The organism is Pseudomonas sp. TWR1-1-3, from assembly GCF_049896805.1.
GTDB lineage: Bacteria > Pseudomonadota > Gammaproteobacteria > Pseudomonadales > Pseudomonadaceae > Aquipseudomonas > Aquipseudomonas bubulae.
Genome location: NZ_JAFCUZ010000004.1, coordinates 57,624 through 80,921 on the forward strand (window position 1 = coordinate 57,624; position 23,298 = coordinate 80,921).

Genomic DNA, 23,298 nt, shown 5'->3' on the forward strand with positions numbered 1-23,298 from the left:
CCCGCAACTATTTTGCGATGCCAATAAAAAACGCCAGCATGCTGGCGTTTTTTATTGCCTGTGTTTTAGTCAGCACTCTCGGCGGGCGGGCTCAACCCGACACGCCGGCTCAATGCCTGGGCATAGCGCTGCCATTCGCCCAGAAGCTTTAGCTGGGCCGGCGTGGCACTGCGCGACAGCTCATCTGCTGCCTGCATAAAGCTGTCCAGGGTCAAAGGCGCACCCATGGCCGGATCCGACAAACGCTGCTGGCAGAAGATATGCCAACGCTGCTGTTCTTGTTCACTCAGGGTATGAGGAAAGTTTCGGGCGCGGTATCGAAACAATAATTCGGGCAAGCGCTCATCATCAAATGGCCATGTATCTTTGGCCAATTGCTCCGGGTCACTGTGCCTGACCTGCTCACACAGTCGACGGTCTCGATCGCCAATAAACCCGTCATACAATTGCTGCTCCGGATCTTCACTGGGGGTAAAGTCTTCGCGGGCATAAATGGCCGACAACTTTTCCTGCCAAACTTGCTGAGCCTCAACAAGGCTCCGGGCTCGCGCGTGATAGAGGTCCATGTCCAGTTGCAATCGCTGTTGGTCCTGAGCACGCACTACATTCAAGGGGGCGACCACCGGGCAACGATTAACTTGAATCAGCTTTAGCCCAATGGGTAATTGACCGTCGGGTAAATCTTCACGCCGGGTATAGAGCATCTTGCGCAACGCTGCGGCGTCCATCTCCAGTAAAGGCTGAGGGTCTAAGTGCAGGTCGTAGACAATCAGAGCATTACGATTCTTTGGGTGCCAACCCAGCGGCAAGACCACACCGGCATAATGTCTGGCCGCGGAAAAACGCCCCGAGATATGCAGCATGGGCTGCAATAGCCGAATTTGATCAAGCACACGTTGTTTGCTGCGCAACTGGAATAACCAGTCATATAACTTGGGTTGTTTGTCACGAATCAGCCGGGCCAGCGCAATGGTTGCCCGTACATCGGACAACGCATCGTGGGCCTGGCCATGATCAATCCCGTTAGCCGCCGTCAACCGTTCAAGCTTGAGCGTCACCCGCCCCTCTTCCTCTGGCCAGACGATGCCTTCAGGCCGCAGGGCATAGGCTGTTCGCACCACATCAATGAGGTCCCAGCGACTGTTGCCACCCTGCCATTCACGTGCATAAGGGTCGAAGAAGTTTCGGTAGAGACTGTAGCGCGTTACCTCATCATCAAAGCGCAACGAGTTGTAGCCCGCCCCGCAAGTGCCGGGCAGTGCCAGCTGGGCATGGGTGCGAGTCATGAACTCGGCTTCGCCCAGGCCCTTGTCTTCGAGACGAGCGGGCGTGATGCCGGTGATCAGGCAGGCCATGGGATGAGGGAGGATATCGTCGCTTGGCTGACAATAGAGGTTGACCGGCTGATCAATCTCGTTGAGTTCAAGGTCGGTGCGGATGCCGGCCACTTGCACCGCCCGGTCGCAGCGCGGGTTGATACCGGTGGTTTCGTAGTCGTACCAGAAGATAGAGGTCACGGGGTGTTCCTGAGCAGTAGACCCGGACAGTCTAGGCGCTCAAACCCGGGCAAGACCAGCCCCGGGACTATGCAGAGGCTTGCAGGGGCTGGAAGCTGAAGTAGCGCTGCAAGGCACTGATCAAACCGCTGTACTCGGCAGGTGGCTGATACAGGATAAACCCGGAATCGTAATAATGCGGCGTTAGATCCTCACGGCACCACAGGCAACGCGCTGTCAGGTCGATAAACTGCACCTCCCCATCGGCACCGGGAAGCTTGATCCGAAACTCGAAATTGGCGTCGACCAACATCGGTAACTGGCTGATCAGCATCAACCCGCCATCAGACACATTGCCCAGATAGCCAATAGGCTTGTCAGTGAACCGATTGAACACTTTCAGGAAAAACGTCAGCTGGTGCCGCTGGATAAGCCGTTCGATAACCATGTTCAACTTCACTATAGAGAGGCCATTCAGCATGGCCGCGCTGGCGTCTCGAAACGCCCTGTCCCCCACATCCGGGCCAACAGTCACGTGTAGATCTGCCCGCCATCTTCACCTGAAGCTCGACATATCAAGCAGCGACAGAGCGATCAATCCGTTTGAGTACCAAGAGAAACAAAAAACACTCGAACGAATTTGATATTAGCCAACCGGGCACAAATGACCAGTTTAAATTTCGCCCATCATGGAATGCTTACAGGCACTGCCTGGGCAGTAGTGCCGGGGCCCGGGATGAACCTGAGAATGCGCAATGTCTCGATCCGAGCCTTGGCCCGGTAGGCGTACTCGCTCTTGGGAAATTCGTTGATGATGTACTGGTAGGTCTGGGACGCATCCAGGTAAAACTTCGTACGCTCAAGACACAGTCCACGGAGCATAGCTGTTTGTGGCCAAATGTACGGGCGACTACGACTGTCGCGATCAACCTCGGACAACTCAAGCATTACCGTTTCACAATTACCCCGGTCGTAAGCACGATAGGCATTGTTCAAATGATGGTTCATCGACCAACGGGTACAGCCGGTCGCACTGGCGACCAAGATTAAAACGAGCACGATTCGCATGGGGCATCTCCTGTTCATAACAGTGTATCGACCCCACGGCCAGATTCTTCAGACAACAGACCCGATGCACCACAACTTAAGCAGAAAGTAGTGCAGAGGAACAATGACTACAGCCAAAGACCATAGTAGCCTTTGGCAGCGCTTGAACTCAGGAGTCTTTGCATGTCTGTTCGTCGAACCAAAATTGTTGCCACACTTGGCCCTGCCAGCAATTCACCGGAAATGCTGGAACAGCTGATCCTCGCTGGCCTGGACGTTGCCCGTCTGAACTTTTCCCACGGCACCCCCGACGAGCACAAGGCTCGCGCCAAGCTGGTACGTGACATCGCTGCCAAGCACGGTCGTTTCGTAGCCCTGCTGGGTGACCTGCAAGGCCCGAAAATTCGTATCGCCAAATTTGCCAACAAAAAGATCGAGCTGAAGATCGGTGATCAATTCACCTTCTCCACCAGCCATCCGTTGACCGAAGGCAACCAGCAAGTGGTCGGCATCGACTACCCGGACCTGGTTAAAGACTGCGGCGTCGGCGACGAGCTGCTGCTCGATGACGGCCGTGTGGTGATGCGTGTAGACACTGCCACCGACGACGCCCTGCACTGCACCGTGCTGATCGGCGGCCCACTGTCCGACCACAAAGGCATCAACCGTCGCGGTGGCGGCCTGACCGCGCCGGCCCTGACGGAAAAAGACAAGGCCGACATCAAGCTGGCTGCCGAAATGCAAGTCGACTACCTGGCCGTGTCGTTCCCACGTGACGCTGCCGACATGGAATACGCCCGCCAACTGCGCGACGAAGCCGGCGGTACTGCCTGGCTGGTAGCGAAGATTGAACGCGCCGAAGCCGTAGCCGATGACGAAACCCTCGACGGCCTGATCAAGGCCAGCGACGCGGTGATGGTTGCCCGTGGCGACCTCGGTGTTGAAATCGGCGATGCCGAGCTGGTGGGCATCCAGAAGAAAATCATTCTGCACGCACGTCGCCACAATAAAGCGGTGATCGTGGCAACCCAGATGATGGAGTCGATGATCCAGAACCCGATGCCAACTCGTGCCGAAGTGTCCGACGTTGCCAACGCCGTTCTCGACTACACCGACGCCGTGATGCTCTCGGCTGAAAGTGCTGCCGGCGCCTACCCGCTGGAAGCCGTGCAGGCTATGGCGCGCATCTGTGTCGGCGCTGAAAAGCACCCGACCAGCAAAACGTCCAGCCACCGTATCGGTAAAACCTTCGAAAGCTGCGACCAGAGCATTGCGCTGGCGGCCATGTACACCGCCAACCACTTCCCGGGTGTCAAAGCGATCATCGCCCTGACTGAAAGCGGCTACACCCCGCTGATCATGTCGCGCATCCGCTCCTCGGTGCCGATCTACGCCTACTCCCCGCACCGTGAAACCCAGGCGCGCGCGGCAATGTTCCGTGGCGTCTACACCGTACCGTTCGACCCGGCATCGCTGCCGCCAGAACAGGTCAGCCAGGCTGCCATCGACGAGCTGCTCAAGCGTGGCGTTGTGGAAAAAGGCGACTGGGTCATCCTGACCAAGGGCGACAGCTACCACACCATCGGCGGCACTAACGGCATGAAGATCCTGCATGTCGGCGACAAAATGGTTTAAGCCTGCAAGGTTTGAATCCCAAGCCCCGCCTGAGTGATCAGGCGGGGCTTTTTTGTGCGCCTAGCTGCGGGTCAAAAAGGCATCGGCCAACAGCTGATTACGCGGCAAGCCCGCCAGAAACAAACGTTTGGCAAAGGCATCGACCGTATCCGGGTGACCGCAGACCAAGGCACGGGTCTGGCGCGAGACAACCCCCATCTGTAACAGGTAGTCGGGCAATTGAGGGCGTTCAAGGTACTCGATCACAAACCCTGGACAAGCCGCCGACAGGGCCAGCAGTTCGCTCTGGAGGTAATGCTCAGCCTTGTCGCGGGCCACATGCACCAGCCGTATCGGGCCTTGATGATCCTGACGCAAGGCCTCGCGCAATACGCCATACAAAGGCCCCAGGCCGGTACCGGATGCCAGCAGCCAGAGCGGTTGCTCCTGCCAGTCCGGATCATAACGCAGTGCGCCGCCGCGCAACTCGCCCAGCCGTACAACGTCACCGACCTTGAACTGGCGGGCCGCGTCGACAAACTCACCGGGGTGCGCACAATCGAGGTGAAACTCCAGAAAGCGGTCTTCTTCGGGCAGGCTGGCCAACGAATACGGCCGCGCCACATCGCCGGCCCAAAGCACCAGATGCTGGCCTGCGCGATAACGCAAAGCCCGCTGCGGCGTGAGGCGCAAGCGCAACACCGTCGGACTGAGCCAGTCGAGCCCTGCCACTTGGGCCGGCACACCGTCGCGCAGCGGGTCAAAGGCTTCAATCTGCAGGTCTTCGACAATTTGACACTGACAGGCAAGGCGCCAGCCCTGCTCATGCTGGTCCCGACTCAATGCCTCGGGCTTGAGATCGGCGGGCTCACCACGCACGCAGCGCACCAGGCAGGCATGGCAACTGCCCGCCCGGCAACTGTAGGGCACCGACACGCCAACCTGATTCAAGGCATCGAGCAGGTTGGTGTTCGGGGCAACTGACCAGTGCTGGTCAGCGACGTGTAACTGGGGCACTGCTGGCCTCCGCAGGGTAAGCCTGTGGGAGCTGGATTGCTCTCGATGCAGGCGGCGCGGTTTTTTTGAATGACCGCGGTGATGCAATCGCGAGCAAGCCCGCTCCCACAGTTGATCTTCATATATTTCGTGGTTTTACAGTTTAACTTATCACCCCTCGTCCACCCCCTACTTTCGTTTGCACCTCTACGGGTGTATCAGTGAGAGTACCGGGTTATACTGCCGCGCCGTTTTTGTACCGGTCATGCGTGTCCGGTATGCCAAGCAAAGATGTTTTCGACAGACCGATGCACCAAGGTCGCAAACACCTTATTGATTGTATGTTCCCGTCTTATAGAGGAGCGCGACCCATGACCGTGATCAAGCAAGACGACCTGATTCAGAGCGTTGCTGACGCCCTGCAATTCATTTCCTACTACCACCCCGTGGACTTCATCCAGGCCATGCACGAAGCCTACCTGCGCGAAGAATCGCCAGCGGCCCGTGACTCGATGGCGCAAATCCTGATCAACTCGCGCATGTGTGCCACCGGCCACCGTCCGATCTGCCAGGACACCGGCATCGTCACCGTATTCGTACGCGTCGGCATGGACGTGCGCTGGGATGGTGCCACCATGGGCCTGGACGACATGATCAACGAAGGCGTGCGTCGCGCTTACAACCTGCCGGAAAACGTCCTGCGTGCTTCGATCCTGGCCGACCCGGCCGGTGCCCGTCGCAACACCAAGGACAACACCCCTGCAGTGATCCACTACTCCATCGTTCCGGGCAACACCGTGGAAGTGGATGTGGCAGCCAAGGGCGGCGGTTCCGAGAACAAGTCGAAAATGGCCATGCTCAACCCGTCCGACTCGATCGTTGACTGGGTGCTCAAGACCGTTCCGACCATGGGCGCGGGCTGGTGCCCACCGGGCATGCTGGGTATCGGCATCGGCGGCACCGCGGAAAAAGCCGCAGTGATGGCCAAGGAAGTGTTGATGGAATCCATCGACATTCACGACCTGATCAAGCGTGGCCCGAGCAACCGTATCGAAGAGATGCGCATCGAGCTGTTCGAGAAGGTCAACCAGCTGGGCATCGGCGCCCAGGGCCTGGGCGGCCTGACTACCGTGCTCGACGTAAAAATCATGGACTACCCGACCCACGCAGCGTCCCTGCCGGTGTGCATGATCCCGAACTGCGCGGCCACCCGTCACGCCCACTTCGTGCTGGACGGCTCCGGCCCGGCAGCCCTCGAAGCGCCACCGCTGGACGCCTACCCGGAAATCGTCTGGGAAGCCGGCCCGTCGGCCCGCCGTGTCAACCTTGACACCCTGACCCCGGAAGACGTACAGAGCTGGAAGCCGGGCGAGACCGTCCTGCTCAACGGCAAAATGCTCACCGGTCGCGACGCGGCGCACAAGCGCATGGTCGAAATGCTGAACAAGGGTGAAACCTTGCCGGTAGACCTCAAGGGTCGCTTTATCTACTACGTTGGCCCGGTTGATCCGGTGCGTGACGAAGTGGTTGGCCCTGCAGGCCCGACCACCGCTACGCGAATGGACAAGTTCACTCGTCAGATCCTTGATCAGACCGGCTTGCTGGGCATGATCGGCAAGTCCGAGCGCGGCCCTACCGCCATTGAAGCGATCAAGGAACACAAAGCCGTGTATCTGATGGCTGTGGGCGGTGCTGCTTACCTGGTCGCCCAGGCGATCAAAAAGTCCCGTGTAGTGGCCTTTGCCGAACTGGGCATGGAAGCGATCTACGAGTTCGATGTCAAAGACATGCCGGTTACGGTGGCAGTCGACAGTAAAGGCGAGTCGGTGCACATCACCGGCCCGGCGATCTGGCAGAAGAAAATCAGCGACAGCCTGGCTGTAGAAGTGCAATAAGCGCTTTTAGCCAGAAATAAAAAGGCCGGGTTATTAACCCGGCCTTTTTTATGCCTGTCCAAAAGCCCCCTCACCCTGGCCCTCTCCCGGAGGGAGAGGGTTGGGGTGAGGGCAAGCCGTTAAAACGCGTTACGGAAGATCTCTTCAATCTGCCCCTGATCGGCTTTGCGCGGATTGGTAAAACCACAGGCATCTTTCAAGGCGTTGGTGGCCAGGATCGGGATGTCATCCAGCTTGGCGCCCAAATCCCGCAGCCCGGCAGGAATCTCGACATCCTTGGCCAGAGTACGAATCGCCGCAATGGCCGCTTGCGCGCCCTCTTCCGGGCTCAAGCCACGTACATCGGCACCCAGTGCATGGGCCACATCGGTCAGGCGGGCTGCACACACACTGGCATTGAACGTCTGCACATGGGGCAATAACACCGCGTTGCATACACCGTGGGGCAAATCATAGAAGCCGCCCAACTGGTGCGCCATCGCATGCACAAAGCCCAGCGAGGCATTGTTGAAGGCCATGCCCGCGAGGAACTGTGCGTAAGCCATATTCTCCCGCGCCGTCAGATTCTTGCCGTCGCTTACCGCCTGACGCAGGTTCTGGCTGATCAGTTCCATCGCCTTGATTGCACAGGCATCGGTAATGGGATTGGCCGCCGTGGACACATATGCCTCGATGGCGTGGGTCAACGCGTCCATGCCCGTGGCGGCAGTCAGGCCCTTGGGCATCGCCACCATCAACTCAGGGTCGTTAACCGACAGCAGCGGCGTCACGTTGCGGTCAACAATGGCCATTTTCACGTGGCGCTCTTCGTCGGTGATGATACAAAACCGCGTCATCTCACTGGCCGTGCCGGCCGTGGTATTGATCGACACCAGCGGCAACTGCGGCTTGGCCGAGCGATCGACACCTTCGTAATCACGGATATGCCCGCCATTGGTGGCACACAACGCTATACCCTTGGCGCAGTCATGGGGCGAGCCGCCACCCAGCGACACAATAAAGTCGCACTGATGCTCCTTGAGCACCTTCAAGCCCGCCTCGACGTTGGCAATGCTCGGGTTCGGCTTGGCGCCGTCGAAAATCACCGAATCAATATCCTGCAACGCGAGCTTCTCGGCGATCAACGTCGCAACCCCCGCCTTGGCCAACCCCGCGTCGGTCACAATCAAGGCCTTGCGAAACCCATAATTGCGAATCGCAGTCATGGCTTCATCCAGGCAACCGTTACCCATAATGTTTACAGCAGGAATAAAGAAAGTGCTGGTCATGTCGAGTCCTCTTCGCGGGTCATTGGCTAATTCGGTCTCCACAGCTTCCTCCAATCACAAAGCAGCAATGTTGATCTGGCTCAACACTTGAGCGTGATAAAGTCCGCTACCGCCCACGCCTTGAGACGATATTTGCGATGACCCCCTTCCAGGAATTTGATGCCCAACTAGAAGACTGGAACCAGTTACGCACCAGCACCCCGTGCAGCGGACTGCTGATTGGCAACGGCGCCAGCATGGCCGTGTGGCATGATTTCTATTACGACTCGCTGTTTGAAAAAGCCAAAAGCGTGGCCGAAAAGCCGCTGAGCCAGACCGAACTCAGCGTGTTCGAGGCCCTCTGCACGCGCAATTTCGAACATGTGCTCAGCGCCCTGAAAACCGCAAGCAAGGTCAACAAGGCACTGGCCATCAACTCGGCCTCGCCGCGCAAACGCTACTACGCAATCAAGGAAGCCCTGATCAACTGTACCCAGGACGTGCACATCCCCTGGCGCCTGATGCAGCCTGAGACCCTGGCCTGCTGGAACGAAGAACTGGCGCGCTACGCCACGGTGTACTGCGCCAACTATGACCTGCTGGCACCCTGGGCCGTGATGCACGCACCCAAAGGTTTCAACGACCTGTTCGGTACCCCGCAGGCCACCTTTGAGCCTGCCGCGGCACTGGCCAAAAGCAGGACTACACGTGTGCTGTACCTGCACGGCGCGCTGCACCTGGTGAAAAACCAGGAAGGCAAGGCGCGCAAGCTGGCAGCCAACCAACCCACATTGCTAAGCAACTTTGCGATCAACCACTCCATCAGCGCCCTGGACGACGTACCGCTGTTTGTCAGCGAAACCGGCAGCGAAGACAAGCGAAAATCCATTCGCCAGTCCGATTACCTGTCTTTTTGTCATGAGCAGTTGCTGACCCAGAAAGATGCGCTGTGCATCTTCGGCCACAGCCTGGGCGAGCAGGACCAGCACCTGATCGATGCCTTGCGCCAGGCACCGCTGAAAACCCTGTGCATCTCGATTTACCCGCGCAGCGAAGCCTTTATTCGCTTTCAGAAAAACCACTACACAGCGTTGTTTGCCGACAAGAAGCTTGAACTGCGCTTCTTTGATTCAAAAACCCATCCGTTGGGCGATACCAGGCACTCAGTACCTGTGGAACGGTAAACCTGTAGCCGCTGACGAGCAGCGGCAACAGGAAAAACTGCAACTGTGGGAGCGAGCCTGCTCGCGAAGGTCGTTCGCGAGCAGGCTCGCTCCCACAATAGGGTTTGATCTACAACAGAGTATCTACAGGGTTACAAGAGCACACATTCAGGTATCAAAATTTCTCTTTGATCACCGTGGTCGGGCCATTGTGCTTGACGCTGGCAATGCCCTTGTCCCGCGCGGCCTCCGAGGAGTACAGCTCGCTGGTGCCGATGATCTGGTGATTGGCCGCCTTCAGGTTGAAGTATGGCTTGCCGTCCTTGGCCACTTTCTTCTCGTAGCGCTCATCCAGCGGGCTGTTGACCTGCACCGAGGCGATCCCGCCCTTGGCCGCCGCCAGCGTGGTGTATTGCTCGCTGACCAGAATGGTTTCGGCATTCGCCGCCTTCAGTACAAAACGGAACTGCCCGCTGCTGGTCTTGCTCAACTCATACCAACCCGACATAGCCTTTCTCCCGAAATTAAAGGTTCCTGCACTTATTCAGTAAAGACCCCATGGGCTATTTATCCATTTATCGACCGGAATGAAGGAAACAGGAAATTTCAACGAGACAAATAGCAATGGTTATCGATACCATTCGCAGCTTATTTGCATCGCTGTGTCTATAAGGATCTTCATGTCTGGCCTTAAACCCGATCCGCCCGCGGCCGATCACTTTCGCGAGTTCTATACGCAAATTTTGCACTTTCTGCGCAAGCGTACCGACAACACCAGCGATGCAGCCGACATGACCCAGGATGTTTTCACCCAATGGCTGGGCTATCAGGACCGAGGCAAAATCGAACAGCCCCGGGCGTTTTTGTTCCAGATGGCGCGCAATCTGTTGCGCGATCACTGGCGTCGACAGCAAGTGCGACACGCCGCTCACGGCGAGCACAGTGAAAGTGAGGCCGAGCCCTTGAGCGATGACAGGGATGATCCGATGGTCGCAGCCCTGCGCCTGCAACGCCTTGAACAACTTAAAAGGGTAGTTGCAGAACTCTCGCCCAGGCGTCGAGAAGCCCTTATGCTGCACCGTTTTGAAGGCTTGAGTCAGGCACAGATTGCCGAACGCATGGGGATATCCGTGAGCATGGTTGAAAAGCACATTGCCCAGGCCTTGCTGCACTGCAAGCAACATCTACAGCGGGACAGCGGCAAGGAGCAGACACAATGAGCCCTTTTCACACGGCCGGTGACGACAGCATCGATGAACAGGCCGCCAATTGGTTTGCACGCAACCGCAATACCCGCAACCAAGGCAGCTGCGAACAATTCAACGCCTGGCATGCCAACCCGAGTCATGCCCGGGCCTATACCGAATTTGAATCGTTGTGGGCCGACCTGGGAGAACTTGAACAGATCAACTCGCCGGTCCCCCTCCCTGCCAAGCCCCGGCGCGCACACTTTGCGCTGGCCACTGCTGCCGCCGTGCTCTGCGCCGTCTTTGCACTGAACCTGGGCGCCCCGGTGGCGCTGCATCAACAGCAGGTCAGCACACTGGCCCAAGGCGCCCGCACGATATTGCTACCCGACGGCAGCACCCTGAACGTGAATGCCAACACGCGCCTGAGCCTGGACTTCAGCGCCCACCAGCGTGACATCTATCTGGACCAGGGCCAGCTTTACATCGAGGTCGCGGCCAACAAGGAGCAGCCGTTGATGGTGCATGCCGGGGAGGCGCGCATACGGGTGGTCGGCACGGGGTTCGATGTACGCCGCAGTTCGCGCCAATTGGTGGTCAGCGTGGCCCACGGCGAGGTTGCGTTCATCCCAGACCCCAGGTCAGCAATGCTGCTGGGTGCACAACAACGCGCCACCTGGGACTACAACAGGGGAGCACTCATAGAACAGACGTTGAGTGCGGGCGAAGTGGCGGGCTGGCGCAGCGGCCATCTGTCCTTTCGCAATCGCGAACTGGCCAGCCTGGTGGATGAACTGGACCTCTACCGCCCGGGCCTGATTCAGTTGGCCGACGGCCCGCTGACTGACTACAAGGTTTCAGGCAACCTGGATGTCAGCGATCCACTGGCACTGGTCAAAGCCCTGCCCGCCCTGATCCCGGTAAAAACCGTGCTGCTGGACAGCGGTAAAATCCGTATCGAACCACGCTAAAAAAACATATGCGAATATTTTCCATTCGCATATGTGGTTTTTTCATTTTGCTGCGTCTTCCTCCGGTCTGCGTTGCTAACGCATGTCTTTTTGGCCTTTGTTGCCACACCGGGGGATTTCATGTTTCGCGCACCACATTGCTTCTCGCATTTGTACACCCGCCCGACACTGCTGGCGGCTTGCCTGGCGATCAGCCTGCAAGCCCACGCGGAGTCGATCCAACTGCAACTGCCAGCACAATCGCTGGCCAGTTCGCTGAGCGAGGTGGCACAGCAGGCAAAAATCCAGCTGCTGTTCGACGAAGCCCTGTTACGCAACGTGAAAGCCCCGGCACTCAGTGGCACCTTCGAGCCACAGGAAGCCATCCAGCGCCTGCTCAAAGACACCGACTTCAGCCTTGTGCAGATCGATCGCACCTACGTCGTGCGGCCCCGGGAGTCCGGCACCACCACCAGCAACAGCCTGGAGCTGGGCGCAGTCAGTGTGGTGGGCAACGGTAGCGAGGTCGACTCCAGCAACGTCGGCAAGTCGACCATGACCCAGGAGCAAATCAACCGCTATCAGGCCAATAACATCCCCAGCCTGCTCGCCACCCTGCCAGGCATCAACCTCGGCGGCTCGCTCAAGCCCGGTGGCCAGACCATCAATATCTGGGGCATGGGAGAAGCCGAAGACGTACAAATGACCGTCGATGGGGCGACCAAAAGCGGCTTTGAACGCTACAAACAGGGCACGATTTTTATCGAACCCGAGCTGATCAAACGCCTGGAAGTCGAAAAAGGCCCCCACGATATCCACACCGGCAATGGCGGCTTTGCCGGTGTTGTGCACATGGAAACCAAGGACGCGACCGACTTGCTCGAAGAGGGCAAGAACACCGGCGCCATGCTCAAATACGGCTACAGCAGCAACGACCATCAACAGGTCTACAGCGGCGCTGTTTACGGTCGCACCGAAGATGGTCGCGCCGACGCCCTGTTTTACTACACCAGGCGCGACGGCGACGATATGAAGCTGGCCGGTAAAATGCCCAACCCCGGCAATGTCTACCCGGTTAACCCGCAGCGTCTGCCCAATACGGCCCAGGACCTGGACGGACAACTGCTCAAGCTCAACTTGCACCTCAATGACGAACACAGTGTGGGCATGTCTTACTCGCGCTCGAACAACTATTTGTGGGTGCCCTTCTCGGCCGTCAGTTACCCGGCGCCACCCAGCCAGGCCAACATCGACAAATATGGCTACGACATTGCAGCGCGGCGCTACCTGTCCAACCGCTCGACGATCGACACCACCTGGTCGGCCAAATACAAATACGAACCCCTGGACAACCCGCTGGTGGATCTGGAGGTCAAGTACTCACACTCCAACACCGAGCAAACCGACAAGCGCGATGCCCAGGCCTTTACCCAGCCCACCAGCGGCGGGCGCAAGATGGAAACCGGCTACACCGATGACATGCTCCAGGTCGAGAACATCAGCCTGTTTGCCAGCGGCCCGCTGGACCATGCAGTGACCACCGGTGTGCAACTTCGCAAGCACCAGCGTGATGTGGACATGTGGATGCCGGGCGGTATCTACGACGTCGAAAAGTACAACTACGGCCACTACCAGCCCAACTTCATGCCCCGGGGCAAGGTCGACACCAACAGCTTCTATATTCAGGACGCCATCACCTGGGGTGACTTCACCCTCACGCCGTCCATGCGCTACGACCACGTACGCAATCGCGGCCAGGAAAACGACGCGCCGTACTATAACCACCCGGAGTTGGGTCACGACTACAGCGACAAAACCTACACCGGCTGGTCGCCTCGCCTGTCGGCCTTCTGGAAAATCACCCCGAAAACCGCCCTGTTCCTGGACTACAGCAAAACCTGGCGTGCCCCGGTGATTGACGAGCAGTACGAAGTACAAGGCGTCGGCAGCCGCACCTCCAGCAGCCTGGGCCTTGATCCGGAGCGCATCACCGGCTGGCGCGGCGGCAACATCACCACCTTCGACCAGATTTTTGGCGACAACGACCACGCCCTGGTGCGCACCACCCTGTTCCGCAACACCGTCGACGACGAGATTTTCAAGGCCACGGGCGTCGGCTGCGCCGCGCAAACCCCTACGGTCAGCATGAGCGATGCGTGCGGGCCCAACATGCCCAACTACCGCAACATTGGCAGCGTGACCATCAAGGGCTTCGAAATTGAGAGCTTCTACGAATCCACCTACGTGTTCGGATCCCTGTCCTACGCATGGATGACCGGCAAACACCAAGGCGCCTACACCAACCCTTGGGGCCCCAACGTCTGGGCGCGTGACATACCCGCGCCCAAGTGGATTGCCGTACTGGGTACCAAGATCCCGAGCCTGGATGCCCGGATTGGCTGGAAAGGAGAATTCGTACGCAAGACCGACCGCTTGCCAAGCGATAACTACTACAGCAGCCCGATCAGTGCGCTGGGCGACCGCTACTGGGACCAGTTCCCCAACGACAGCTACAACGTGCAGGGCCTATTTGCCAACTGGAAGCCGCAGCAGCCGTACCTCAAGGGCACCGAAGTCAACTTCACCCTGGACAACATGTTCAATAAAAACTATCAGCCGATGCTCAGTGGCGAAAACGCCTACAGCCAGGGCCGCAATGCCAAGATCAGCGTGACGCGGTTCTTCTGAGTTGGCTGATCCGGCAAACCCTCTGTGGGAGCGGGCTTGCTCGCGATTCCGCCGGCACGGTGTATCTGGCCGACCGCGCCGATGCCATCGCGGGCAAGCCCGGCTCCCACAGGTGTGTACCGCTCACACCCGCAAGCGCTATTGCGGGAGCGCGCGGCTACTGTTACGTGCTACCACACTCAACTCCGGCGCCTGCACCCGGCGCTGGCTCAAGTAGCGGGTGCAGCTCACGCGCAGGAACGAGGCAAAGTTGACTACTTCGCCACGATAATCCATCACCTCTTCATAGAGCTTGGCCACCAACTGGTTGGTGGTCATGCCATCTGTTTCGGCAATTTCGCTGAGGATGTCCCAGAACTGGTTTTCCAGGCGCAAAGTGGTGACCACACCGCAAATACGCAACGAGCGCGAACGTGACTCGTAAAGAATCGGGTCGGCTTTTACATACAGTTCACACATGGTCACGCCCTCTGCCTACAAAGTGATTTTGGTACCCAGCAAACCCAGGAATGCCGCCAGCCACGCCGGATGTGCCGGCCACGCAGGGGCTGTGGCCAGGTTGCCTTGCACATGGGCCTTGGTCACATCGATATCGATATAAGTCCCCCCCGCCAGCCGCACTTCCGGTGCACACGCCGGGTAAGCACTGCACTCACGGCCTTCCAGCGTGCCCGCAGCGGCCAGCAGTTGCGCACCATGGCACACTGCTGCAATTGGCTTGGCCGCCTTGTCGAAGTCACGCACTAGCTCCAGCACCTTTTCGTTCAGACGCAGGTATTCCGGCGCACGACCGCCCGGCACCAGCAGTGCGTCGTAATCGCTGGCTTTCACCTTGTCAAAGTCGAAATTCAGGGCAAACAAGTGCCCGGGCTTTTCGCTGTAAGTCTGGTCGCCTTCGAAGTCGTGGATGGCAGTGCGTACGGTCTGGCCTGCGGTTTTTCCCGGGCATACCGCATGAACCTGATGGCCGACCATCAACAGTGCCTGAAACGGCACCATCACTTCATAGTCTTCGACGTAATCGCCAACCAGCATCAGAATTTTTTTCGCTGCCATGGTGCGTGCTCCTGTGGGGTAAGACCTTGGGCCAGTAAGAGTAGCCAAGGTAACCCCTGAGCGCGCGGGCGGGTAATAGCCATGTACTACGTTCCCGCCGGAGCTGCTTACAGGCTTACTTCAGCAAACCGTCTGCCTGAAGCAGGGTTTCGAGGCAGTGTTCCTGAATGTTGTAGAACGCCTTGAGTTCCTGGATTTTCACCAACAACTGCGTCGGATCGGAAGGTCCGGCACGTTTGACCGCGAGGATCATCTTGTTTTTATTGGTATGTTCCAGCGAGATAAACTCGAACACCTTGGTGTCATAGCCGCAGGCTTCGAGGTACAGCGCGCGCAGGCTGTCGGTGACCATTTCGGCCTGCTGGCCCAGGTGCAGGCCGTATTGCAGCATCGGCTTGAGCAGCGCCGGGCTCTGGATTTGCAGGCGGATCTGTTTATGACAGCACGGCGAGCACATGATGATTGCCGCCCCGGAGCGAATACCCATATGAATCGCATAGTCGGTGGCAATATCACAGGCATGCAGGGCGATCATCACATCGATCGGGGTGGGTGCAAAACTGCGCACATCGCCGTGCTGGAAGGTCAGGCCCGGGTGTTCCAGGCGCTGGGCAGCGTTGTTGCACAGCGTGACCATGTCTTCACGCAGCTCAACCCCGGTCACCAGGCCTTCGGCTTGCAGGCTGTGACGCAGGTAATCGTGAATGGCAAACGTCAGGTAACCCTTGCCCGAACCGAAATCCACCACCTTGACCGGCTGATCGAGCTTGAGCGGTGAGCTGCTCAGGGCGTGGGAAAACACCTCGATAAACTTGTTGATCTGCTTCCACTTGCGCGACATCGCCGGGATCAGTTCTTGCTGCTTGTTGGTGACACCCAGATCCGCCAGAAACGGCCGGGTCAGGTCCAGAAAGCGATTTTTCTCACGATTGTGCTCAGCCGACGGCACTTCGCGCTCTTGCTGGCTTTTGCCTTTGAACAGAGAGCTTTTACCCTTTTTGCTGTATTCAAGCTGCACTTCGTCGGTCAGGGTCAGCAGGTGGGCATTTTTGAACGCTTCGGGCAGCAGGCCGGCAATGATCGCCACGCCTTCGTCCAGCGGGAAATTCTTGGTGATATCGCGGGTTTTATAGCGATAGACAAAGGACAGGCAAGGCTGCTCCTTGACTGTTACCTGCTTGATGATCACCCGCTGCAATTCAGCCTCGGAGCCGACGTATTTGGCCAGCACCAGCTTGATAAAGGAGTTCTGGGCCAGACCGGTTTCCAGCAGGTTCAAAAATTGCGCACGATGATCCGGCACAGACGCGGCGGTGGTAGCAGTCACTGACATTGATAAAGGTGCCTCGGGGTGCAGGAGGGAAAATCAGAAAACGAATGGCAGGTATTTTAGGCGTGTTGGGCGCTCAGGGCACGGGGTAATTTCATACGGGCACGGACAGTGGCGGGTATGCAGACCTTGCCAACAATTATAAATGGTTTGTGATGTGAAAAATAATTGCAGCTCATATGAGTAGAACAGTAAGAATGCCAGCCGGCGCTCATTACAAAACACACCAATCGTTAAACCGGGATATACTATATTGTCTCGATGAATGATCGCATCTTGACCGAACATCTGTCCGCCCGCACAAGCGCCTAACACAGCAATTTTAAAATCATGCAATACCAGAATTCGCTCCAACACACGGGTTAAAAAACTCCAAGGCTTATTCCCCCTCAACTCCTCAAGGCGTGACTGAACTAGCGAGCGACCCTTACCTGCAATAATACCGATTCCAAATACCACACCTGAACATGAAAAAACCGCAATAACTTAAAGCCAGGCACGACAATACAATCGCAAGGTAATTACCACCATTGTTATATCGCACCCACCACTCAATCTGCTTACGACTCACCATCAATCGAAGTTCATCATCATACACAGCCCATACAAATTCACTCTCACCACTAGCATCTACAGCCACCCACAACTTTTTATGCTTCTGAACATCCAACAACCTTGCATCCTCACTGGAGAACTCAACCCTGTACTTATAACCCCCTTCATCTTGCCCCACAGTAAAATACAAAAAAGCTGACGACTTCGACCGATCCAAAGGATGAGTAACATATGCGCTGCGCAGCACCAACTTTTTCGGTTCCGGCGGCACTTCCACCCTCGCACCCCACATCATCACACCAAGCCCCAGCATAAACAGGCAACTCAACGCCATCACAACCAAATCCACACGGGTCGCCACATAATCAAGCGGTATATACAAAGACAGCTTTTTCATCCTCACCTCTTGCGCACTTGATCTAAAAATAAACTTCAACACCTGACATAGCAACCCTACCGATGTAGGGGGTCCGCAAGCCCATATTAACCTTCACCCATACGGCCAATCTCCACTACTAACTCCATACGACTTCCGACACTGTACTTGCGCAGCAATGAAGACACATGATCCCGCACCGTAAAACCACTAATACGCAACTGTTGCGCTATCTTCTTGTTCGTGCGCCCCTGCAAAAGTAAATCAAGCACTTCTTTCTCCCTGTGCGTAAGCTTCAATCCTTTTCTCCCAAACTATTTAATTTCTCACGGAAAAGCACCCTACAAAAACGCTCAAACACAACCTAGCCATCATTCAAAAAAATGACAACACAGTTCTTCACAACAATGAAAATTATAATCAGAAGAAATTTATATCGCGACCCAGCAAGAACTTACTTACGGACAGACAAGAATAAAACCATAAAGATAACATTACAAAAGCCCGACACTTCTCATCAAAGTGTCGGAAACATCAAAGCCACTAAGAAAATGATTACAACATCACCAACCGATTCGGCAGTTGGTTGCGCGCTTGGGTTTTGGGTATGTGCTGTGCGAGCACTTCAGCGCAGGCATCGATGCAAGTGATAAAACCTTCTGCCGTATGCCCCAACGCCACGCGGCGTACGAAATCGCTGACGATAGTGCCCCAGTCACTGTCGTCCAGATGGCGGGATATCCCTTCATCCACCAGTATTTCGACATAACGTTCAGCTTCACTGACAAAAATCAGTACACCCGTGCGCCCTGCAGTGTGGTGCAGTTTTTGTTCGAGAAACTGGCGCCGGGCCAGGTTACTCGCACGCCAATGCCGCACGCGGGGCGGAATCAGGCGAGTGGTGATGGCCGGGATGCGAAAGATCAGGCTAAGAAAGACAAAGCTGGCCCATTGCAGCATCAGCAGAGTGTAAGTCGCCAGGCCGCTGTTCAAGAAGTGCACCACGGCCGGCAGCACCAAGGCAATCAGGCTGGCCCATAGCAAGGGGATGTAGCTGTAGTCGTCGGCACGGGGAGCCAGCACGGTGACGATTTCGGCGTCGGTGTGCTGTTCGGCACGGGTGACCGCGTCTTCGACCTGCCGTTGTTGCTCGGGGGTTAATAAAGCCATAAGTCTCGTACTCGTTAAAAAGTGAATTACCAGCCACCAGAGGCTCCGCCGCCGCCGAAGCTGCCACCACCGCCGCGAAAACCGCCACCACCGCCTCCGCCGAACCCGCCACCGCCAAAACCACCGGAGCGCGAACCGCCACTGCCACCCGAATTGCAGATGCCATAGAACTGACAGGCGGCAACCACCAGTACAAACAGGATAAATAGCAGCATCACCCCCCCGGGGTGCTCGGCCATAAAGTCGCTGCCGTCACCCTGGCTGCTGGCGTAGGCCGGTTCGGCCAGGGGCGTGCCGCCCAATACTTGCAGGATGGCACCCACACCGTCGCTGATACCTTGGTTGTAGTCCCCGGCTTTAAAGGCCGGGGTGATGATCTGGTTGATAATCACCGAGGCCTGGGCATCGGTGAGGCGATCCTCAAGGCCATAGCCGACCTCGATGCGCAACTTGCGGTCGTCGCGGGCCACGATCAGCAAGGCGCCGTTATTTTTGTCCTTTTGCCCGATACCCCAGGCACGGCCCAGTTGGTAGCCGTAGTCTTCGATGGGCATGCCCTGCAGGTCAGGCACGGTGACCACCACCACTTGCTCGCCGGTGGCCTTTTCGTGAGCCTGCAGGCTTTGCGTCAATTGCTCGCGGGTGGCGGGCGTGAGCATTTGCCCCTCGTCCACTACCCGCCCGCTGAGCGCGGGAAAGGTCAGCGCCTGGGCCGTGGCTATAAATAGCCACAGCAACAGGCCCAACCCCAGTCTTGATACGCGCATCGCTACCTCGAACGTTTGTTATCCATTGTGGGAGCGGGCTTGCTCGCGATACATGCGGCGCGGTCTGTCAGGCAAATCGCGTTGATTCCATCGCGAGCAAGCCCGCTCCCACAACAAGCTCGCTCCCACAGGGGGGGGGGAACGGTATAAGGCCGTTAAAACTTCACTTCCGGCGCTTTGTCGGCGTCCGGGGTGGTGGCTTCGAATGTGGAGCGCACCGGCAGGTCGCTGTACATCACCGCATGCCACAAACGCCCCGGGAAGGTACGGATCTCGGTGTTGTAGCGTTCAACCGCGAGGATAAAGTCGCGCCGCGCCACGCTGATGCGGTTTTCCGTGCCTTCTAGCTGTGATTGCAACGCCAGAAAGTTCTGGTTGGATTTAAGGTCAGGGTAGCGCTCGGACACCACCATCAACCGGCTCAATGCTCCGGTCAGCTGGTTCTGCGCGTCCTGGAACTGCTTGAGTTTTTCCGGGTTGTTCAGCGTGCTGGCATCAACCTGGATCGAGGTGGCCTTGGCCCGCGCTTCAATCACCGCGGTCAGGGTGGCCTGCTCCTGCTTGGCTGCACCCTTGACCGTTTCGACCAGATTGGGGATCAAGTCAGAGCGACGCTGATACTGGTTCTGCACCTGGGACCAGGCCGCCTTGACCTGCTCGTCGAGGGTGGGAATGGTGTTGATCCCGCACCCCGCCAGCAAACTGCTCAAGGCCAGAAGGGCGAGGGCTTTCCAGCCCGCTGCTTTAAAACTTTGTATGCCCATGCTTGCAACGCTCCGAAATAACAACATTGGGTTTATTGACCACACACCACGCCTAATAACTCCCGGCAATACTGGATTGCTCGCGGTGAATCAGCTAAAAGACTGCCTGCCATGCAGGAATACTCCGTTCTAAAGGTAGGTCAAATCTTTGATTCGAGTACTCCTGATACCTCCCCAGAACAATATCGCTGCACGAGCGTGGGTCTCCCTCGCTTCAAGTGAGCGGCTGCGCAGAAGAATCCAATGAGAAATATGTGTTTGCTGGGCATCGTCATCAGCCTGGCCAGTCACCCCGCCTGGGCTCAAACCCCGGCCGCCCCGCTCCCCCCCAAAGACGTGTTCGTCGCTGAGCTGCTGAAAAAGATGAGCGTCGATGAAAAGATCGGCCAACTGCGCCTCATCAGTATCGGCCCGGAAATGCCCCGCGAGATGATCCGCAAGGAAATTGCTGCGGGCCGCATCGGCGGTACGTTCAACTCCATCAGCCGCGACGAAAACCGCCCGATGCAAGACGCCGCCATGCGCAGTCGCCTGCAGATTCCGATGTTTTTCGCGTACGACGTGATCCACGGCCACCGAACGATTTTCCCGATCAGCCTGGCCCTGGCCTCCAGCTGGGACATGGACGCCATCGGCCTGAGCGGCCGCATCGCCGCCAGGGAAGCCAGCGCCGACAGTATCGACCTGACCTTCGCGCCGATGGTCGACATCGCCCGTGACCCGCGCTGGGGCCGTACCTCCGAGGGCTTTGGCGAAGACACCTACCTGGTCTCGCGCATCGCCAAGGTGATGGTGCAGGCCTATCAGGGCGCATCCCCTGCCCTGCCCGGCAATATCATGGCCAGCGTCAAGCACTTTGCCCTGTATGGCGCGGTAGAAGGCGGCCGGGACTACAACACTGTGGACATGAGCCCGACACGCATGTTTCAGGACTATCTGCCGCCTTACCACGCCGCCATTGAGGCAGGCGCGGGCAGCGTGATGGTGGCCCTTAACTCGATCAATGGCGTGCCGGCCACTTCAAACATGTGGCTGATGCAGGATTTGCTGCGCAAGGACTGGGGCTTCAAAGGTGTGGCAGTCAGCGACCACGGCGCGATTAACGAGCTGATCAAACACGGCGTGGCCAAGGACAGCCGCGAGGCCGCCAAGCTGGCGATCAAGGCCGGTATCGACATGAGCATGAACGACAAGGCCTACGGTGAAGAACTGCCGGGCTTGCTCAAGTCTGGTGAAGTGCCGCAAAGCGATCTGGACAATGCTGTACGCGAGGTGCTGGGGGCCAAGTACGACATGGGCCTGTTTGCCGACCCGTACCTGCGTATCGGCAAGGCCGAAGATGACCCGGCCGACACCAAGGCCGACAGCCGCCTGCATCGTGCCGAAGCCCGTGAAGTGGCACGCAAGAGCCTGGTATTGCTGAAAAACCAGAACGATACCCTGCCCCTGAAAAAGCAGGCGCGCATTGCCCTGGTTGGCCCGCTGGCCAAAGCCCCGATCGATATTATGGGCAGCTGGGCCGCAGCCGGTCAGCCTGCGCAATCGGTGACCGTATTTGACGGCATGCGCAATGCCATCGCCCAACAGGACAACCTGATCTACGCCCGTGGTGCCAATATCACGGACGATCAAAGCGTCGTCGACTACCTCAACTTCCTCAACTTTGATGCACCCGAAGTGGTCAACGACCCGCGCCCGGCGCAGGTCATGATCGACGAAGCCGTCAAGGCTGCGCAGCAGGCCGACGTGGTGGTTGCTGTGGTAGGTGAGTCGCGGGGCATGTCCCACGAGTCGTCGAGCCGCACCAATCTGGACATTCCTGCCAGCCAGCGCGCCCTGATTACGGCCCTCAAAGCCACCGGCAAGCCGTTGGTGCTGGTATTGATGAACGGCCGCCCGTTGTCGATCGATGTGCAACAGCAGCAGGCCGATGCCGTGCTGGAAACCTGGTTCAGCGGCACTGAAGGCGGCAACGCCATTGCCGACGTGCTATTTGGCGACTACAACCCCTCCGGCAAGTTGCCGATCACTTTCCCACGCTCCGTAGGTCAGATTCCGACTTACTACAGCCATCTGAGCATTGGCCGTCCCTTCACGCCGGGCAAACCGGGCAACTACACCTCGCAGTACTTCGATGAGGGCAACAGCCCGCTGTACCCGTTTGGCTATGGTTTGAGCTACACCGACTTCAGCCTTTCAGATGTCCGCCTGTCGGCCAAAACCCTGAAGCCGGGCGCGACCCTGACGGCCAGCGTCACCGTAACAAACACCGGCAAGCGTGCTGGCGAAACGGTGGTTCAGTTGTATATCCAGGACGTTACTGCGTCCATGAGCCGAGCGGTTAAAGAGCTGAAGAACTTCGAGAAGGTCATGCTCAACCCCGGCGAGCAGAAAGTCGTGCAGTTCACCCTCAGCGAGAACGACCTGAAGTTCTACAACGCGCAGTTACAGCATGTCGCCGAACCGGGCGAATTCAACGTACAAATTGGCCTGGACTCGCAAAACGTCCAGCAAAACAGCTTCCAGTTGCAGTAATTTCGCGTAATTGCCGGGAAGGCTCCACGCCGCCTTCCCGGCCCTTCCCCGCAACAATCCGTGCTTGACCTTTCCTATCTTTGCACCCGCCTGAAAATGCGTTCGGACAGCGCTGTTTTTTGTGGTAGGGTTCGCGCCCTCAAAATCCGGCACACAGGATTTGTCCCGGCTAAATCCGGTGACAAACGGCTAAATGCCGGTGCAGTGCGGCCTACGTGGATCTCCAAGCTTTCACACACAATTTACACACAGGGTTATCCACAGGCAGTACGTTGCACAACCCCTATAAAACGCATATCTTGTATCAGCTTCGCCAAAAAACCCCATATGTAGGGTTTTAGGCCAAAAACCCAACACAACTCAGACGAGAATTTCAAGCCCTTTTCTCGCGCCTGTCGGGTTAAACCAAACGCAGCTTTCAAAGTCCAAACCGCTTATGCGGATGGCAACCGTTTTCCAGCC

21 protein-coding genes are annotated in these 23,298 nt (G+C 57.6%); 7 read left to right on the forward strand and 14 right to left on the reverse strand.

Features of this window, described 5'->3' with window-relative positions:
- Positions 1 to 65: 65 nt before the first annotated feature.
- From sbcB to ACP7BE_RS15905, 3 genes are all read right to left on the reverse strand, one after another.
- A complete protein-coding gene (sbcB, locus tag ACP7BE_RS15895) occupies positions 66 to 1,517 on the reverse strand; it encodes an exodeoxyribonuclease I (RefSeq protein ID WP_095001796.1) in 1,452 nt (483 codons plus the stop codon).
- 67 nt (positions 1,518 to 1,584) lie between these two features.
- Positions 1,585 to 1,944: a PilZ domain-containing protein gene (locus ACP7BE_RS15900; protein WP_095001797.1), complete on the reverse strand. Its 360-nt coding sequence runs from the start codon at positions 1,942 to 1,944 to the stop codon at positions 1,585 to 1,587.
- Positions 1,945 to 2,183: 239 nt separating this feature from the next.
- Complete coding sequence (locus ACP7BE_RS15905) at positions 2,184 to 2,564, reverse strand: tetratricopeptide repeat protein (RefSeq protein ID WP_095001798.1); 381 nt, start codon at positions 2,562 to 2,564, stop codon at positions 2,184 to 2,186.
- A gap of 162 nt (positions 2,565 to 2,726) precedes the next feature.
- On the opposite strand from ACP7BE_RS15905, the gene pyk reads away from it, so the two are divergent.
- Positions 2,727 to 4,178 (forward strand): pyruvate kinase, encoded by a 1,452-nt coding sequence (gene pyk, locus ACP7BE_RS15910; RefSeq protein WP_088377893.1) that lies wholly within the window; start codon positions 2,727 to 2,729, stop codon positions 4,176 to 4,178.
- A gap of 60 nt (positions 4,179 to 4,238) precedes the next feature.
- Here the strand turns inward: pyk and ACP7BE_RS15915 are convergent, their stop codons facing one another.
- The gene (locus tag ACP7BE_RS15915; protein ID WP_095001800.1) at positions 4,239 to 5,174 is read right to left on the reverse strand and encodes an iron-sulfur-binding ferredoxin reductase; all 936 of its coding nucleotides are present in this window, start codon (positions 5,172 to 5,174) and stop codon (positions 4,239 to 4,241) included.
- Between the two features lie 350 nt (positions 5,175 to 5,524).
- On the opposite strand from ACP7BE_RS15915, the gene ACP7BE_RS15920 reads away from it, so the two are divergent.
- Complete coding sequence (locus ACP7BE_RS15920) at positions 5,525 to 7,048, forward strand: fumarate hydratase (protein WP_095001801.1); 1,524 nt, start codon at positions 5,525 to 5,527, stop codon at positions 7,046 to 7,048.
- Positions 7,049 to 7,167: 119 nt separating this feature from the next.
- On the opposite strand, the gene yiaY is transcribed toward ACP7BE_RS15920, so the two are convergent.
- Positions 7,168 to 8,316, reverse strand: a complete 1,149-nt coding sequence (yiaY, locus tag ACP7BE_RS15925; RefSeq protein ID WP_095001802.1) for an L-threonine dehydrogenase — start codon at positions 8,314 to 8,316, stop codon at positions 7,168 to 7,170.
- A gap of 137 nt (positions 8,317 to 8,453) precedes the next feature.
- On the opposite strand from yiaY, the gene ACP7BE_RS15930 reads away from it, so the two are divergent.
- Positions 8,454 to 9,479, forward strand: coding sequence for a DUF4917 family protein (locus ACP7BE_RS15930; protein ID WP_095001803.1), 1,026 nt, complete (start codon positions 8,454 to 8,456; stop codon positions 9,477 to 9,479).
- Positions 9,480 to 9,633: 154 nt separating this feature from the next.
- Here the strand turns inward: ACP7BE_RS15930 and ACP7BE_RS15935 are convergent, their stop codons facing one another.
- A complete protein-coding gene (locus tag ACP7BE_RS15935; protein ID WP_095001804.1) occupies positions 9,634 to 9,966 on the reverse strand; it encodes a YegP family protein in 333 nt (110 codons plus the stop codon).
- Between the two features lie 172 nt (positions 9,967 to 10,138).
- Between ACP7BE_RS15935 and ACP7BE_RS15940 the strand changes: the two genes are divergently transcribed.
- From ACP7BE_RS15940 to ACP7BE_RS15950, 3 genes are all read left to right on the forward strand, one after another.
- Positions 10,139 to 10,678 carry an RNA polymerase sigma factor gene (locus tag ACP7BE_RS15940; protein WP_095001805.1) on the forward strand — a complete coding sequence of 180 codons (540 nt, stop codon included), beginning with the start codon at positions 10,139 to 10,141 and terminating at the stop codon, positions 10,676 to 10,678.
- Positions 10,675 to 11,616, forward strand: a complete 942-nt coding sequence (locus tag ACP7BE_RS15945) for a FecR family protein (protein WP_426106488.1) — start codon at positions 10,675 to 10,677, stop codon at positions 11,614 to 11,616. The genes ACP7BE_RS15940 and ACP7BE_RS15945 overlap by 4 nt, the downstream gene beginning before the upstream one ends.
- Before the next feature lie 120 nt (positions 11,617 to 11,736).
- A complete protein-coding gene (locus ACP7BE_RS15950) occupies positions 11,737 to 14,283 on the forward strand; it encodes a TonB-dependent receptor (RefSeq protein ID WP_095001807.1) in 2,547 nt (848 codons plus the stop codon).
- A 138-nt stretch (positions 14,284 to 14,421) separates the two neighbouring features.
- Here the strand turns inward: ACP7BE_RS15950 and ACP7BE_RS15955 are convergent, their stop codons facing one another.
- The 8 genes from ACP7BE_RS15955 to ACP7BE_RS15990 form a co-directional block, all read right to left on the reverse strand.
- Positions 14,422 to 14,742 carry a ribbon-helix-helix domain-containing protein gene (locus ACP7BE_RS15955; protein ID WP_095001808.1) on the reverse strand — a complete coding sequence of 107 codons (321 nt, stop codon included), beginning with the start codon at positions 14,740 to 14,742 and terminating at the stop codon, positions 14,422 to 14,424.
- 15 nt (positions 14,743 to 14,757) lie between these two features.
- The gene (locus ACP7BE_RS15960; RefSeq protein ID WP_095001809.1) at positions 14,758 to 15,339 is read right to left on the reverse strand and encodes a DJ-1/PfpI family protein; all 582 of its coding nucleotides are present in this window, start codon (positions 15,337 to 15,339) and stop codon (positions 14,758 to 14,760) included.
- 115 nt (positions 15,340 to 15,454) lie between these two features.
- Positions 15,455 to 16,672: a class I SAM-dependent methyltransferase gene (locus tag ACP7BE_RS15965; RefSeq protein ID WP_095001810.1), complete on the reverse strand. Its 1,218-nt coding sequence runs from the start codon at positions 16,670 to 16,672 to the stop codon at positions 15,455 to 15,457.
- 424 nt (positions 16,673 to 17,096) lie between these two features.
- Complete coding sequence (locus ACP7BE_RS15970) at positions 17,097 to 17,621, reverse strand: hypothetical protein (protein ID WP_095001811.1); 525 nt, start codon at positions 17,619 to 17,621, stop codon at positions 17,097 to 17,099.
- A gap of 86 nt (positions 17,622 to 17,707) precedes the next feature.
- Positions 17,708 to 17,899: a LuxR C-terminal-related transcriptional regulator gene (locus tag ACP7BE_RS15975; RefSeq protein ID WP_095001812.1), complete on the reverse strand. Its 192-nt coding sequence runs from the start codon at positions 17,897 to 17,899 to the stop codon at positions 17,708 to 17,710.
- A 256-nt stretch (positions 17,900 to 18,155) separates the two neighbouring features.
- The gene (locus tag ACP7BE_RS15980; RefSeq protein WP_095001813.1) at positions 18,156 to 18,770 is read right to left on the reverse strand and encodes a TPM domain-containing protein; all 615 of its coding nucleotides are present in this window, start codon (positions 18,768 to 18,770) and stop codon (positions 18,156 to 18,158) included.
- A gap of 26 nt (positions 18,771 to 18,796) precedes the next feature.
- On the reverse strand, positions 18,797 to 19,537 hold the full coding sequence (locus ACP7BE_RS15985) for a TPM domain-containing protein (protein WP_095001814.1): 741 nt from the start codon (positions 19,535 to 19,537) through the stop codon (positions 18,797 to 18,799).
- A gap of 155 nt (positions 19,538 to 19,692) precedes the next feature.
- A complete protein-coding gene (locus ACP7BE_RS15990; protein ID WP_095001815.1) occupies positions 19,693 to 20,301 on the reverse strand; it encodes a LemA family protein in 609 nt (202 codons plus the stop codon).
- A gap of 243 nt (positions 20,302 to 20,544) precedes the next feature.
- On the opposite strand from ACP7BE_RS15990, the gene bglX reads away from it, so the two are divergent.
- The gene (gene bglX, locus ACP7BE_RS15995; protein WP_095001816.1) at positions 20,545 to 22,836 is read left to right on the forward strand and encodes a beta-glucosidase BglX; all 2,292 of its coding nucleotides are present in this window, start codon (positions 20,545 to 20,547) and stop codon (positions 22,834 to 22,836) included.
- Positions 22,837 to 23,298 lie beyond the last annotated feature (462 nt).